Genomic DNA, 14,926 nt, shown 5'->3' with positions numbered 1-14,926 from the left:
CACTGGCTCGCATTTGTTGTCGTTTTGAGGGCTCACAACGACAACAAACGCGAGTCAGTTGGGTTTAACCCGGAGGGTTTCCCGGGTGGGCAACCAGCCGCCGGCCGCCAGCAGCAGCATGGCGCCGGTGACCGCGAACGCCCAGCCGAAACCCAAGCCGTCCGCCAGCAGGCCCGCCACGACCGGTCCCACGATCGCCCCGACGTCGGACGTCATCTGGTAGGCGGCCAGCACCTTTCCGCCGGAACGCCCGTTGCCGATCACGTCCGCCACGGCGGCCTGCTGCGCAGGACCGAAAAGACCGGATCCGACGCCGGCCAGCGTCGATGCCGCGAGGAACCAGGGCAGATCGTGGGTGATACCGATCGACGCGGTTGACAGGCCGGCCACCAGCAGCCCGGAAATCATCATGGGCTTGCGCCCCAGGGAATCAGCGAGCCGGCCCGAGAAGGCCAGGGCGGCCGCGTTCCCGGCCGCGAACACGGCCAGCGCCAGGCCTGCCGCCTGCGGCCCCGCCCCAAAAGCGGCCGCGGCGAACAGCGGCACCGTTGCCATCCGGACGCCGAAGGTGGCCCAACCGTTCGCGAAGCTGGACAGGAGCGCCGACCGGTAGGTTCCGGTTGACAGGGCATCGCCGAAACGCATGTCCGGTGCGCGTTCCCGGGCCTCGCCGGTGCCACGGCGCTGATGGCTCAACTGGGTCTGCACCACGAAGGCTGCCACGAGCAGGGCCCCCGCGTACGCCAGGAACGGGACCCGCAGGCCCAACCCCGCCAGCAGTCCTCCCACGATCGGGCCGCAGACGTTTCCGATCAGGAACGCCGACGCATAGGCGCCCGATACCCGGCCCCTGCTTTCCGGGGGCGCCAACCGGATCACCAGGGCCATCGAGGCAACGGTGAACATTACCGAGCCGGCGCCGCCCAGGCCGCGGAACAGCAGGAGTTGCCAGTAGTCCTGGGCGAACGCGCACGCCGCAGTGGACAGCGCCACGATCAACAGGCCTGCGACGTAAACGGGGCGTTCGCCGCGTTTACCGATCAGCGCACCCCCGGCAGGGGCGAAAGCAAGGCGCATGAACGCGAAGATCGCCACGATGACGGCGGCCTCGGTGTTTCCTACGCCAAAGGTTGTTGCGAATTGCGGCAATACGGGGGCAACAAGGCCGAATCCCAGGGCGATGAGGAACGCTGCGGCCAGCATCACCTTGATGTCCCGCGGAAGCTTCTCCCGTTGCGGCCTCATGCGGGCCCAAATCCTTGCGGTGGCGCCGTTTACCGGGGGTGGTGCCGTCATGGTGCTGAAGTCCTTGCTGGAAAGGGAGCCGGGTGGCTGCGCGAGTGCGGAAACATAACCGTAACAAGGCGGATATGCACCATTTACTTCCTAGAGGTTGTTGTAACAGGCCCGCAATCTAAATCCTCCGCGGCCGAAACACGCCACCCACAAACTCATTACAGGACGCAAAAAGGCGTTGGCAGGCGGACAAGTCCGCACCGAAAGCAAGAGAGGACGTAGGCCATGGAACTCACCGCAGGTCTCGTTTGGCTCCTGGTTGCGGCAGCACTCGTGCTGTTCATGACCCCGGGCCTGGCATTCTTTTATGGCGGCATGACGCGCGCCAAGTCGGCACTGAACATGATGATGATGAGCTTCGTCGCCATCGGAACGGTCGGCATCACGTGGGTGCTGTGGGGCGCCTCCATGTCCACGAGCAACGAGGACAACTTCTTCCAGATCTTCGCCAACCCGTTCAGCCACTTCGGCCTGCACAACTTCACGGACCCGGCGGACCTGCTGAAGGTGGGCTACGCCGCAACGTTCGCGATCATCACCGTCGCCCTGATCTCCGGCGCCGTCGCGGACCGCGCAAAGTTCTCGGCCTGGGTGATCTTCACGCCGATCTGGGCCACGCTGGTCTACGCGCCGCTGGCCTTCATGGTGTGGGGCGGCGGCCTGTTCTCCAAGGACGGCTGGTTCGGCCAGACCTTCGCTCCGGTCATCGACTTCGCCGGAGGCACCGTGGTGCACATCAACGCCGGTGTTGCCGGCCTGGTGCTGGTGCTGATCATTGGTAACCGGAAGGGCTTCGGCAAGGACCCGAACCACCGCCCGCACAACATCCCGTTCGTCATGCTCGGCGCAGCCATCCTGTGGTTCGGCTGGTTCGGCTTCAACGCCGGCGCCGCCGCCACGGTGGAACAGGCCGGCCTGATCTGGATCAACACCCTGGCAGCCCCGGCCGCCGCGATGCTGGGCTGGCTCGCTGTGGAACGCATCCGGGACGGACACCCCACCTCGCTCGGCGCTGCTTCAGGCGTGGTGGCCGGCCTCGTCGCCATCACCCCGGCCTGCGCCAACGTCTCCCCGCTCGGCGCGATTGCCCTGGGCGTCGTCGCCGGTATCGCCTCTGCCCTGGCGGTCGGCCTGAAGTTCAAGCTCGGTTATGACGACTCCCTGGATGTTGTGGGCGTCCACCTCGTCGCAGGTGTCATCGGCACCGTTGCCATCGGCTTCCTCGCCACCCCGGACCAGGGGGCTGCCGGCCTGTTCTACGGCGGCGGCGCCACCCAGCTGGTGGCACAGGTCCTGGCAGCGCTGCTCTCCATCGCCTTCACCGCGGTGATGACCCTGATCATCGCCTACCCCATCCACAAGACCATGGGCTTCCGCATCTCCGAGCACCAGGAAATCGCCGGCGCAGACCTCAGCCTGCACGCCGAGACCGCCTACGAGTTTGGCGTCGGCGGCCACGGTGGCAGCTTCCAGCCGCTGCACGACATGGTGACGGGCAAGACCCAGGCGGAAAGCCGGGAATCCGCAGCCGGAGCACAGCAGGCACAGCCGGCAACAGGCAAGGAAAGCGTGGGGGCATGAAACTGATCACTGCAATCGTCAGGCCGGAAAAGCTCGAAACCATCCGGGAAGGACTGGAAGCTTACGGGGTCCAAGGACTCACCGTCAGCGCGGCCAGCGGATATGGACGCCAGCGCGGCTACACCGAGGTGTACCGAGGAGCCGAATACAATGTGGACCTGCTTCCCAAGATCCGCGTTGAAGTCCTGGCCACCGACGAACAGTCAGACGACATCCTGGACGTGATCATCGCCAGCTCCAACACCGGCCGGGCCGGGGACGGCAAGGTCTGGACCATCGACGTCCATGAAGCAGTGCGCGTCCGGACCGGGGAACGCGGAGTAGCCGCCATCTAGGCAGGCCACACCGGCCCTGGGGCAGGAACGACAGAACGAAACAGCACAGCGGGCGGNNCCGCCCGCTGTGCTGTTTCCTGTGCTGGTGCCCTTCCCTTATCAGTCGCCGCCGCCCGCGCCCGTTTCGCGGTTGGTGGGCCACGATGCCGGGCCGGCCGAACCGGCGTCGTACTCCTCCAACGGGACCTCACCCTTCGCCCACGCCGTGAGCACCGGCTCCACGATCCGCCAGCAGTCCTCCGCGGTATCGCCGCGGACAGACAGCAACGGGTCTCCGGTCAGGACCCCCTCCAGCACCTCCCCGTACGGCAGCAGGTCTGAGGCACTCAACTCCGCCTCCAAGGTGACCCGGCCCAGGCTGAAAATGTTCCCCGGGCCGTTGACGTCGACGTCGAACTCCAGCGTGTCCGGACCAAACCCGATCCGCAGCTGGTTGGGGGAGTCCACCCCCGTGAATCCCCGCGGCAGGTGGGGCACGGGAAGGAAGGTGACCACCGCCTCCTTGCGCTTGTCGCCCAGCGCCTTCCCGGAACGCAGGATGAACGGCACTCCCCGCCAGCGCCAGTTGTCGATGTCCACCTGGATCTCCGCAAGCGTCTCCGTTCCTCGGCCGGGATCCACTCCCTCCTCCTTTGCGTAGTCGGGGACGGCCTTCCCTGCAATCGATCCCGCCGTATAGCGCGCCCGGCGGGTAGTGCCGGTGAACGGTGTACGGACGCTGCTGGCCCGCAGCACGCTGGATACCGCGTCGCGGAGGTCGCGCTCGCCGATAGTGGCTGGAGGTTCGATGGCCATGAGGGCCATGACCTCCAGCAAGTGGCTCTGGATCATGTCGCGGAGCGCGCCAGCACCGTCGTAGTAGCGGGCCCGGCCCTCAAGGGCAAGGTCCTCATCGAAGAAGATCTCCACTTTCTCCACGTGCTGCCGGTTCCACACCGGCTCCAGGAAGTTGTTGGCAAACCGCAGGCCCAGGATGTTAAGCACTGTCGCCTTGCCCAGGAAGTGGTCCACGCGGTGGATGTGGTCCTCCGGAACCAGTCGGGCGAGCGTACGGTTCAAGGAGCGCGCCGACTCCTCGCTGGAACCGAACGGCTTCTCCATGACCAGCCGGGTGCCCTCGGGAACCTCCTCCGGCTGGAGTGTCTCGCAGGCCTGCTGGCTGATGCGTGGCGGAAGTGCAAAGTAGACGGCCACAGGGCCCTTGAGCCCTGCCAGCAGGGACGCCAGGGCACCCTTGGCCGTGACATCCACCTGGTGGTACGCCGTTTCCTCCTGCAGTGCTTCGAGGGCTTCCTTCCCCGGGCCGTCCGCTGCGCCGGCTGCGGCGGCGAAGGACGAGCGGACCCGGTCCTGCCACTGTTCCTTGGTCCAGGGATCCGATCCGGCACCCACCAGCCGGAGCCCTTCCGCCCGGCCCGCCGCCGCCAGCCGGGCAAGGCCGGGAAGGAGGAGCCGGCCGGTGAGGTCGCCGGAGGCGCCGAGGATGAGCAAGGTCTGCACAGATGTTTGGCTCGTCATTTTGCCAGCATGCCATCTGACGTGGCTGACTTGATACCCTAGGTAGTCGAGTCCCGATCATCTCTTGAAAGAAGTTCACGGCGCGTGTTCAATTCACTCTCTGACCGGTTGACAGCAACCTTCAAAAATCTCCGCGGCAAGGGCCGCCTCACCGAGGCCGATGTCGATGCCACGGTCCGCGAGATCCGCCGTGCCCTGCTGGACGCAGACGTCGCCGTTCCGGTGGTCCGCGAGTTCACCGGGAAGGTCCGCGAACGTGCGCTCGGCGCCGAGGTCTCGGCTGCCCTGAATCCCAGCCAGCAGATCGTCAAGATCGTCAACGAGGAACTCGTGGAGATCCTGGGCGGCGAAACCCGCAGGATCCGGCTGGCCAAGAGCGGCCCCACCATCATCATGCTGGCCGGCCTCCAGGGTGCAGGCAAGACCACCTTGGCCGGCAAGCTGTCCAAGTGGCTGAAGGCCCAGGGCCACAGCCCCATGCTGGTGGCCTGCGACCTCCAGCGCCCCAACGCCGTCACCCAGCTCCAGGTGGTGGGCCAGCGCGCCAACGTGCCCGTTTTCGCCCCGCACCCCGGCGCCACGTCCACCGAGCTGGACCACCCTGCCGGTGACCCGGTCGCCGTCGCCCGTGCCGGCGTCGAGGAAGCCAAGCGCACCCTGCACGACGTCGTGATCGTGGACACCGCCGGCCGCCTGGGCGTCGACGCGGACATGATGGAGCAGGCCCGCCAGATCCGCCGCGCCATCGTCCCGAACGAAGTCCTCTTCGTGATCGACTCCATGATCGGCCAGGACGCGGTCAACACGGCCCTCGCCTTCGATGAGGGCGTCAACTTCACCGGCATCGTGTTGTCCAAGCTCGACGGCGATGCGCGCGGCGGTGCCGCACTGTCGGTCGCCTCGGTGACCGGGAAGCCGGTCATGTTCGCCTCCACCGGCGAAGGCCTGGACGACTTCGAACTCTTCCACCCGGACCGGATGGCCTCGCGCATCCTGGACATGGGCGACATCCTCACCCTCATTGAGCAGGCCGAGAAGTCCTGGGACAAAGACGAAGCAGCCCGGATGGCGAAGAAGTTCGCCGACCAGGAAGACTTCACCCTCGAGGACTTCCTCGCCCAAATGCAGCAGATCCGCAACATGGGCTCCATGAAGAAGATGCTCATGATGATGCCGGGCGCGCAGAACATCCGGCAGCAGCTGGAGCAGTTCGACGAGCGCGAAATCGACCGCGTCGAGGCAATCGTCCGGTCCATGACGCCGCACGAGCGCCTCGCCCCGAGAATCATCAACGGCTCCCGCCGGGCGCGCATCGCCCGCGGCTCCGGCGTCCACGTTTCCGAGGTCAACGGCCTGCTGGAACGCTTTGCGCAGGCCCAGAAGATGATGAAGAAGATGGCCCAGGGCGGCATGCCGGGAATGCCCGGGATGCCGGGTATGCCCGGTGCCGGTGGGGGTGCGCGGAAGAACGCCAAGAACGCGCCGAAGAAGAAGGCGAAGTCCGGCAATCCGGCCAAGGCTGCGCAGGAACGCAAGGAGGCCGAGGCCCGGCGCGCCAATGCGGGCAAGGCGCTGCCCACCGGTGCCGCTTTCGGCCAGCAGGGCGGCGACTTCGATCCGTCGCAGTTGAACCTCCCCAAGGGCTTCGACAAGTTCCTGGGCAAGTAGCGGTTCCCCACGGATGTCGGTGCCGTGGAATAGGGTTGGGTCATGTTCAAGCAGCGGGTAGTTTTCGTGCACGGCGCCGGTGCTTTCGGCGCCGCCGCGTGGCCCCGCCAGCACGGCATGGCGCTGTCCTTCGACGCCCTGTTCCTTCGCAGGCAGGGCTATGACGCCGTCGCGGAGCCGGTGGAATCATCATTTGCGGAGGACACTGCCATCGTGCTGCGGTCCCTGGCCGATGATGGCCGCGGCGCCGCCGGCGGACACGTGGTGGCGCACTCCCAGGGAGCCATTCCTGCCATGATGGCGGCCGTCGAACGCCCCGACCTCGTCTACTCCCTGACCCTGGTGGAACCGGCGTGCCTCTCCCTGACCGCGGAGCTGCCGGCCACGGCGGCACACATCAGCCTGATGAAGCCGCTTCTCGAGGTCCGCCACCAGCTCAGTGACGAGGACTTCCAACGGGAGTTCGTCCGGCGGGTCTATGCCACGGACCTGCAGCAGCCTGCCACCGCGGAGGAGAAACGGTCCGCGCGCCGGCTGCGGCTCCAGGTCCCGTCGTGGGAAGCGCCCCTGCATATTGTTCCCGGGGTCCCCACCTTGGTCCTGACCGGGGGCTGGGAGCCGCTGTACGAGGAGATTGCCGGTTACCTGCGGGAGACCGGTGCCCTGCACCGCGTTGCCGCGGGCGGGCACCGGCCCCATGATTCGGTGGAAGGCGACCGGACCATCAGGCAGTTCATCGGCGAGGTCAGCCGCAGCGAGCCGGCCCGGGCCTCCTAGCTGCCGGCGGGCACCTGCAACTCCGGAAGGTAGACCTTGCCGCCGGCGGCCAGGAACTCCTGGCTCTTCGCCCGCATCCCCGACGCCGCCTCAGTGAGCGCCGCCTGCGCCTCAGCCGAGCCGTATTCATTCCGGATGTCCTGGCTGATCCGCATCGAGCAGAACTTGGGTCCGCACATGGAGCAGAAGTGCGCTGTCTTGGCGGGCTCGGCCGGCAACGTCTCATCGTGGAACGATTCCGCCGTCTCCGGGTCCAGCGACAGCGCGAACTGGTCGCGCCAGCGGAATTCGAACCGGGCCTTGGACAAAGCATCGTCCCGCTCGCGCGCCCCCGGGTGGCCCTTGGCCAGGTCCGCTGCATGGGCCGCAATCTTGTACGTGATGACGCCGGTCTTCACGTCGTCTTTGTTGGGCAGGCCCAGGTGTTCCTTGGGCGTGACGTAGCAGAGCATGGCGGTGCCGTACCGTGCGATTTCGGTGGCCCCGATTGCCGAGGTGATGTGGTCGTAGCCGGGCGCGACATCGGTCACCAGCGGACCGAGTGTGTAGAACGGCGCACCCTTGCACAGCTCCTGCTGCCGCTCCACGTTTTCCCGGACCAGGTGGAACGGCACGTGCCCGGGGCCTTCGACCATCACCTGGACGTCGTACTCCCACGCGCGCTGCGTCAGCTCGGCCAGCGTATCCAGTTCAGCGAACTGCGCCGCGTCGTTGGCGTCCGCCGTGGAGCCGGGCCGCAACCCGTCCCCCAGGGAGAACGCGACGTCGTACTTCGCGAAGATTTCGCAAAGTTCGTCAAAATGCGTGTACAGGAAGTTCTCCTGGTGGTGGGCCAGGCACCAGCCGGCCATAATGGAACCACCGCGCGAGACGATGCCCGTCACCCGGTTGGCGGTGAGCGGGACGTACCGCAGCAGGACACCGGCGTGGATGGTCATGTAGTCCACACCTTGCTCGCACTGCTCAATGACGGTGTCCCGGAAGATTTCCCAGGTCAGCGCGTTGGCTTCGCCGTTGACCTTTTCCAGTGCCTGGTAGATCGGAACCGTTCCGATCGGGACAGGGGAGTTGCGGATGATCCATTCCCTGGTGGTGTGGATGTCGTCCCCCGTGGACAGGTCCATCACCGTGTCGGCACCCCATTGGGTGGCCCACTGCAGCTTGTCCACCTCTTCGGCGATGGAGCTCGTCACGGCAGAATTACCGATGTTGGCGTTGATTTTCACCAGGAACGCCTTGCCGATGATCATGGGCTCGGACTCAGGGTGGTTGATGTTGTTCGGGATGATGGCCCGACCGGCGGCTACCTCGCTCCTGACCAGTTCCACGTCGCAGTTTTCCCGCAGCGCCACGAAACGCATTTCCTGCGTGATGGTGCCCTGCCGGGCGTAGTGCATCTGGGTCACCGTATGGCCGTCGACGGCGCGGCGGGGCACCGGCCGGGCGCCCTTCCACTCCGCGGAGGCAGCGCCCCGGCGCACGGCCGAGCGGCCGTCGTCGAGCAGGTTGCGTTCCCTGCCGGTGTAGGCCTCGGTGTCCCCGCGCGCCACGATCCATTCGGCACGGAAGGGCTCCAGGCCGCGGACGGGGTCGCTTCCCGGTCCGGCCGTCCGGTAGGTCCGGAAAGGTGCGTTCGGCTGCCCGTTGGGTGATGGCTCCAGCGCGATCTCGGTGACCGGGACCCGGATGCCGGAACCGGCGTCGTCGATGTAAGCCAGTGAATGCGACTTCAGCGACTGCGTCACCCGCACTTGGGATTCGCCACTGGATCCGGTGCCGGGACCGTTGGCCGCATCGGAACCGGACGGCACCAGGGCAGGGTTCAACTGGGTGTTTTGTGTACTCAAGGGAATACTCACTTCCTTCGCCGGCATTACCCGGACAGGTTCAACGGTCGCAGGCTGCGGCAGCCCGATCTCAGCCCCTGCAGGGGCACCCGTGTGGTCAGCAACGAAGCTACCACAGCCCTTCGGAAGCCCGTTGTAACAATCGATGATGCTAGCCTGACCGGGCAACGAAAGGATGCCCGGATGGCAGGAATAATTCACTTTCGCGGACCCGTCCTGGCTGCACCGGACAGCCTGCGGCAGGGACTCTGGTCCGTGGGCGGCAAGCTCACGTTCCGCCGGCCCGCACAGCCACCCGACCGGGTACTCGACGGCTGGGTATTGCCGGGCTTCGTGGACGCCCATTGCCATATCGGGCTGGGGCCGGCCGGTCCGGTGGAGGCCGCCGTAGCGCAGGAACAGGCGCTTGCGGACCTCAACGCCGGAACCCTCCTGGTCCGTGATGCGGGTTCGCCCGCCGATACGCGCTGGATGCAGGGCGGCACGGACTTCCCGGTGTTGATCCGCGCCGGCCGGCACATTGCCCGGACCCGGCGCTACCTGCGCGGTTTCGCCCACGAGGTCGAACCCGAGGACCTCGTTGAGGCCGTGCGCAAGCAGGCCCGGGACGGGGACGGCTGGGTCAAACTGGTGGGGGACTGGATCGACCGGGGCGCCGGTGACCTGGCGCCGTCCTTTCCTGCCGCCGTCGTCCGCGACGCGGTCCAGGCTGCACACGACGAAGGTGCCCGGGTGACGGCCCACTGCTTCGCCGAAGACACCCTGGACCAGATGCTCGACGCCGGCATCGACTGCATCGAGCACGCCACCGGGCTGCTGCCACGGCACCTGCCCCGGTTCGCCGGGCAGGGCGTGCCGATCGTGCCCACCCTCATCAACATCGCCACCTTCCCGGACATTGCCGCCCAAGCGGAGCCGAAGTTTCCACGGTACGCAGCCCACATGCGGTCCCTCTGGGAGCGGAGGCTGGAGCGCGTGGCCGAGGCCCACGCAGCGGGGGTGCGCATCTTCGCCGGAACAGACGCCGGCAGCGTCATCGGCCACGGCCGCATCGCGGACGAAATCCTCGCCCTGCACGGTGCGGGCCTGCCGATGACTGCAGCGCTGGATGCAGCGTGCTGGGCAGCCCGCCGCTGGCTCGGAGCGGACGGCTTGGAAGAAGGCGCACGCGCCGATGTGATCGTCTGTCGTGAGGATCCACGGGCGGTCCCGGAGACCATCGGCAGGCTGGACCACGTCGTGCTGGGCGGCCGCGTTATCCGTTGACCCAACGTGGCCCCCGGGACTTGGAATAAATTGAAGCTTCAAGTAATTTTAAGAAGTGACAGGCCGCCATCGGGACGGCCGCCAATCCAAGGAGCCTCCAATGACCGCATCAGCCAACAGCCAGGACCTGCTTCCTGCCGACCTCGCCATGGGCACGGTGATGCTCAAGGTGGGGGACATGAAGGTCATGACCGACTACTACCAGCGCGCACTGGGCCTGGAGGTGGTGGCCGAGCAGGACGGCGGACTGTACCTGGGCCGCCTTGGCCGCCCCCTGGTCCACCTGGCTCCGGCCCCCGGGCTGAACCTGCCCGGCAGGGGAGAGGCCGGACTCTTCCACACCGCGCTGCTGTTTGAAGACCAGGCCTCCCTCGCCGCCACCATCGCCACCGCGGCCCAATACGAGCCGATGTCCTTCACCGGCAGCGCCGACCACCTGGTCAGCGAAGCCTTCTACTTCACCGATCCGGAAGGCAACGGCATCGAACTGTATTGGGACCGGCCGCGCAGCAACTGGTCCTGGAACGGGACGGACGTGGTGATGGACAGCCTTGCCCTTCCCCCGCAGCGCTACCTGGACCAGCACCTCACCGAGGAATCGCTCGAAGGCCAGCGCGTGACGGCCGCAGGCGTGGGGCACGTCCACCTCCAGGTGGGAGACGTCCAGACGGCGCGCGACTTCTACGTGGGCACCCTCGGTTTCGAAAAGACGGCGGGCTGGCACGGGCAGGCCTTGTTCGTTTCCGCCGGGCGGTACCACCACCACATGGCCATGAACGTCTGGAACAGCCGCGGGGCCGGCCCCCGCAAGGACACCCTTGGGCTGGGCGAAGTCCTCATCGAAGTTCCTTCAGGGGACGACGTCGGCGCCTTGGCTGACCGCCTCAAGGTCGCCGGAGTGACCGCGCACCACACCGGCGCCGAACTCCGGTTCGAGGATCCGTGGCGCAACCGGCTGCGGGTGGCCGTCCGCTGAGCTGCGCTGCCGGCGGAGGCCGGCCAGCGCCGAGAACTGTCCTGTGCGGCCCGGCCCGGCGCGTGCCCCTGCCGGTCCCCAGCTACTAGGCTGATTCAGTACGGCCGGGACGCGGGCAGCGCCCGGCGCGCAGTTCCGCCAACGGAAGAAGGGCAAACAGCCATGGGCTTCACCGAGATCTTTGTTGCCACCCATGACGCCGCGCTCAAACGCGCCGGCCTCCTTGATGCAGGGAGCGCGCCCGCGGCGAACGTCGGTCCTGGCAGCCAGGCCGTGCGGATCGAGGGAGTCAGCGACTTCGAAATCGAACAGCTCGGCGACCTCGCCGGGACTGCTGTCCACGCCGGTGGTGCCGACTATGAGCTGACCATGGTGGATGTCGCCAGCGACTCCCTTCTGGCAGTTCCGCCTGCCATGGTCCGTGCGCTGGCCGACCTCCTGTCCTACGAGACCGAAGGCGAGGGCAACGTCCTCGAAGACGTCGCCGAGCAGTGGGCCGCGCAGGACGACATGCCTTTCGGCGCGGCCCAGGCCCGGACCTACGTGGAGCAGCTCGCCAGGCTCGCGGCCGGGTTGGACGACGCCGAGCGAACCGGGCTGTACGTCTGGTCCGCCTGACCGGCGCCGCAGGGCCCATCCCGCGGCCGGCGCCGGCGCGAAGCGCGGCGACGCCGAGTCGAAATAAGTTCGCTGATCTGGCACAATAAACAGGTACTCGATCTGCGTGGCCCCTCTCTCCGCGTCCGGATCCTGTCCTTCGAACCGGCAAGTACGGCCCGCCCCACGGGTGCAGAACGCCGGGTTCACCCCTTTTCTGAAACAGGAGTGACCACAAAAGTGGCCGTAAAGATTCGCCTTAAGCGCTTCGGCAAGATGCGCGCCCCGTACTACCGCATCGTCGTCGCGGACTCACGCACCAAGCGTGACGGCCGCGCCATCGAGGAGATCGGCAAGTACCACCCCACCGAAGAGCCCTCGTTCATCGAGGTCAACTCCGAGCGTGCCCAGTACTGGCTGTCCGTCGGCGCCCAGCCGTCCGAGCAGGTTGCCGCCATCCTGAAGATCACCGGTGACTGGCAGAAGTTCAAGGGCCTCCCGGGCCAGGAAGGCACCCTCAAGACCAAGGTCGCGAAGGACGCTTTCGTAGCTCCGGAGAAGGGCTCGGTCATCATCCCGGAAGCCATCACCAAAAAGGCCTCCAAGTCTGACGCTGCCGAGGCCCCGGCCGACGCCGAAGCTGAGACCACCGAGGCTGAGTAGATTGCTGGCAGAAGCGCTGGAGCACCTGGTCCGTGGAATCGTTGATTCCCCGGACGACGTCAAGGTCAGTTCGAAGAACAACCGCCGCGGGGACACCCTCGAAGTGCGGGTTCACCAGGATGACCTCGGACGGGTGATTGGCCGCCAGGGCCGCACCGCACGCGCACTGCGCACCGTGGTGGCAGCACTGGCCGGCGGCGAACCGGTCAGGGTCGACGTCGTCGATACCGACCGCCGCCGCTGAGCGCTCGGCAACACTTAGTTCTGCTCCGGCCCCTCCACCACCTGGTGGAGGGGCCGGACTGCTTTGATCAACACAGTGCTTTCACCCCACACCAACCACAACCCGGAACAGAGGAACAGATGCAGCTTCAGGTGGCGCGGATCGGCAAGCCGCACGGCATTCGCGGGGAAGTCACGGTCCAGGTGCTGACCGATGCCCCCGACGACAGGTTTGTCCCCGGCACGGAGTTCGTCGTTGAACCTGCCGCGTCCGGCCCCTTGACGGTGGACAGTGCGCGCTGGAACAAGGACATCCTGCTGCTGGGCTTCGCGGAAGTGAAGGACCGCAACAAGGCCGAAACCCTCCGCGGCGCGAAGCTGTTCATCGAAACGGAAGAACTCGACGAGGATGACGACGAAGGCTGGTACGAGCACGAACTCGTCGGCCTCCAGGCGCGGGTCGGCTCACAGGTGGTGGGAAAGGTGACTGCCCTGGCCACCATGCCCGTCCAGGACCTGCTGACCGTGACCACCCCGGCGGGCGAAGAGATCCTGGTTCCCTTCGTGGAGCAGATTGTGCCCGAGGTCAACCTTGAGGAGGGCTTCGTCCTGCTCACCCCGCCGGACGGCCTCTTCGAACTGAACGCCGGCGACGCCGCATCCCCGGAACCAGAAGGCCGGGAATAGATGCGGATCGACGTCGTCAGCATCTTCCCCGAATACCTTGCCCCGCTGGAGCTCTCGCTGATCGGCAAGGCCCGCCAGGACGGGATCCTGGACCTGCATGTCCACGACCTCCGCAGCTTCACCACCGACAAGCACCGTTCCGTGGACGACACTCCGTACGGCGGAGGCGCGGGGATGGTCATGAAGCCCGAACCGTGGGCGCAGGCCCTCTCAGCGGTGGCCCAGGGCCGTCCCGATCCGCAGCACAAACCTGTCCTGATCGTTCCATCTCCCGCCGGCGAGAGGTTCACGCAGGCTCTGGCTTATGAACTGGCAGAGGAAGAGCACCTTGCTTTCGCCTGTGGCCGCTATGAAGGCATCGACGAGCGCGTCATCGAGTGGGCACAGGAGCACTTCACCGTCCGCCCCGTAAGCCTTGGCGACTACGTGCTCAATGGCGGGGAAGTCGCTGTCCTGGCCATGGTCGAGGCCATCGGCAGGCTCCTGCCGGGTGTGGTGGGCAACCCTGAGTCCTTGGTTGAGGAGTCCCACTCCGACGGCCTGCTGGAATATCCGGTCTACACCAAGCCGTCCGTATGGCGGGACCGCGAGGTCCCCGCGGTCCTGCTCACCGGAAACCACGGCAAGATCGCGCAGTGGCGCCGGCACGAGCAATACCGCAGGACGGCCGAACGCCGCCCGGACCTCCTGGAGGCGTTCGACGCCGGCAATCTTCCGCGTGCCGACCGCACCGAACTGCACAACCTGGGATTCGACATCGTGGCCGGAAGGTTGGCCCGCCGCCCGGACGCCGGGCCGGGGGTACAGGAATAGCTTCCGCGCCGGACCCAAGTTGGCGTAACCCCTGCACTGTGGCAAAATTGGTCTTTGTGTCTGCTGGGTCCGCACCTGCCACAGGGGGTAGCGCGGCCAACAGCCGGACAACCGGCCTCATCAACCATTGAAGCGGCCGGACCCCTTTACTTCGGCGGCAACAATCCGGCCCGCTTTTCGGCGGCCGGACCTGCCTGCCGTGACCCAAAGTGAATGACCTGTGGCGTTCACCAGGAGTGCAACCATGCATATTCTCGATTCCCTCGATGCAGCTTCGCTGCGCAACGATGTTCCCGAGTTCCGCGCGGGCGATACCCTCAAGGTCCACGTGAACATCATCGAAGGCAAGAACTCCCGTGTCCAGGTGTTCCAGGGCTTCGTCCTGGGCCGCCAGGGCGATGGCGTCCGCGAAACCTTCACGGTCCGCAAGGTTTCCTTCGGTGTCGGCGTGGAGCGTACCTTCCCGGTGCACTCCCCGATCATCGAAAAGATCGAGGTCGTTACCAAGGGTGACGTCCGTCGCGCCAAGCTTTACTACATGCGCGCACTGCGCGGTAAGGCTGCGAAGATCAAGGAAAAGCGCGACTTCGCCACCGGCAAGTAAGTTCCTTTCGGACTTGCCACTCGGCTGGGACGCGGCCGTGACCGGCCAGCGCCGGAGCAATCCACCAGCGCCAGGA

General features: G+C 66.6%; 15 protein-coding genes and 1 riboswitch. Of the genes, 12 read left to right on the top strand and 3 right to left on the bottom strand.

The genetic code is table 11. The features are described from left to right. Positions 1-54: 54 nt before the first annotated feature. Complete coding sequence (locus DC347_RS07925; RefSeq protein WP_109045002.1) at positions 55-1,245, bottom strand: MFS transporter; 1,191 nt, start codon at positions 1,243-1,245, stop codon at positions 55-57. 276 nt (positions 1,246-1,521) lie between these two features. Between DC347_RS07925 and DC347_RS07920 the strand changes: the two genes are divergently transcribed. Both DC347_RS07920 and DC347_RS07915 read left to right on the top strand, forming a co-directional pair. Continuing rightward, positions 1,522-2,877, top strand: coding sequence for an ammonium transporter (locus DC347_RS07920; RefSeq protein WP_018760009.1), 1,356 nt, complete (start codon positions 1,522-1,524; stop codon positions 2,875-2,877). After that, positions 2,874-3,212, top strand: a complete 339-nt coding sequence (locus DC347_RS07915; RefSeq protein ID WP_018760008.1) for a P-II family nitrogen regulator — start codon at positions 2,874-2,876, stop codon at positions 3,210-3,212. The genes DC347_RS07920 and DC347_RS07915 overlap by 4 nt, the downstream gene beginning before the upstream one ends. Positions 3,213-3,311: 99 nt before the next feature. Here the strand turns inward: DC347_RS07915 and DC347_RS07910 are convergent, their stop codons facing one another. After that, positions 3,312-4,730, bottom strand: coding sequence for a glucose-6-phosphate dehydrogenase (locus DC347_RS07910; RefSeq protein ID WP_109045001.1), 1,419 nt, complete (start codon positions 4,728-4,730; stop codon positions 3,312-3,314). A gap of 84 nt (positions 4,731-4,814) precedes the next feature. On the opposite strand from DC347_RS07910, the gene ffh reads away from it, so the two are divergent. Both ffh and DC347_RS07900 read left to right on the top strand, forming a co-directional pair. Beyond that, positions 4,815-6,398 (top strand): signal recognition particle protein, encoded by a 1,584-nt coding sequence (ffh, locus tag DC347_RS07905; protein WP_109045000.1) that lies wholly within the window; start codon positions 4,815-4,817, stop codon positions 6,396-6,398. Between the two features lie 42 nt (positions 6,399-6,440). Continuing rightward, on the top strand, positions 6,441-7,175 hold the full coding sequence (locus DC347_RS07900) for an alpha/beta hydrolase (RefSeq protein ID WP_018760005.1): 735 nt from the start codon (positions 6,441-6,443) through the stop codon (positions 7,173-7,175). Here DC347_RS07900 and thiC read toward each other — a convergent pair. Further along, positions 7,172-9,022 carry a phosphomethylpyrimidine synthase ThiC gene (gene thiC / locus DC347_RS07895; RefSeq protein WP_109044999.1) on the bottom strand — a complete coding sequence of 617 codons (1,851 nt, stop codon included), beginning with the start codon at positions 9,020-9,022 and terminating at the stop codon, positions 7,172-7,174. The genes DC347_RS07900 and thiC overlap by 4 nt on opposite strands. After that, positions 9,018-9,125: riboswitch (TPP riboswitch) on the bottom strand. (Overlaps the previous gene by 5 nt.) Before the next feature lie 80 nt (positions 9,126-9,205). Between thiC and DC347_RS07890 the strand changes: the two genes are divergently transcribed. From DC347_RS07890 to rplS, 8 genes are all read left to right on the top strand, one after another. Beyond that, complete coding sequence (locus DC347_RS07890) at positions 9,206-10,288, top strand: amidohydrolase family protein (protein WP_109044998.1); 1,083 nt, start codon at positions 9,206-9,208, stop codon at positions 10,286-10,288. Between the two features lie 100 nt (positions 10,289-10,388). Beyond that, complete coding sequence (locus DC347_RS07885) at positions 10,389-11,264, top strand: VOC family protein (RefSeq protein ID WP_109044997.1); 876 nt, start codon at positions 10,389-10,391, stop codon at positions 11,262-11,264. 162 nt (positions 11,265-11,426) lie between these two features. Continuing rightward, positions 11,427-11,882, top strand: coding sequence for a hypothetical protein (locus DC347_RS07880; protein ID WP_018760001.1), 456 nt, complete (start codon positions 11,427-11,429; stop codon positions 11,880-11,882). 219 nt (positions 11,883-12,101) lie between these two features. Continuing rightward, positions 12,102-12,524 (top strand): 30S ribosomal protein S16, encoded by a 423-nt coding sequence (gene rpsP / locus DC347_RS07875; RefSeq protein WP_018760000.1) that lies wholly within the window; start codon positions 12,102-12,104, stop codon positions 12,522-12,524. Between the two features lies 1 nt (position 12,525). Next, positions 12,526-12,768 carry an RNA-binding protein gene (locus DC347_RS07870; protein ID WP_018759999.1) on the top strand — a complete coding sequence of 81 codons (243 nt, stop codon included), beginning with the start codon at positions 12,526-12,528 and terminating at the stop codon, positions 12,766-12,768. A 119-nt stretch (positions 12,769-12,887) separates the two neighbouring features. After that, the gene (gene rimM / locus DC347_RS07865) at positions 12,888-13,433 is read left to right on the top strand and encodes a ribosome maturation factor RimM (RefSeq protein ID WP_206073901.1); all 546 of its coding nucleotides are present in this window, start codon (positions 12,888-12,890) and stop codon (positions 13,431-13,433) included. Next, entirely contained in the window at positions 13,434-14,246 is an 813-nt protein-coding gene (gene trmD, locus DC347_RS07860) for a tRNA (guanosine(37)-N1)-methyltransferase TrmD (RefSeq protein ID WP_109044995.1), read from the top strand. It abuts the gene before it with no gap. A 244-nt stretch (positions 14,247-14,490) separates the two neighbouring features. Next, positions 14,491-14,850 (top strand): 50S ribosomal protein L19, encoded by a 360-nt coding sequence (gene rplS, locus DC347_RS07855; RefSeq protein ID WP_018759996.1) that lies wholly within the window; start codon positions 14,491-14,493, stop codon positions 14,848-14,850. The last annotated feature ends 76 nt before the right edge of the window (positions 14,851-14,926 follow it).

The sequence above is a fragment of the Pseudarthrobacter sp. AG30 genome (assembly GCF_003116525.1).
In the GTDB taxonomy this organism is placed as follows: Bacteria; Actinomycetota; Actinomycetes; order Actinomycetales; family Micrococcaceae; genus Arthrobacter.
This window is presented reverse-complemented; position numbering and strand designations above follow the sequence as displayed.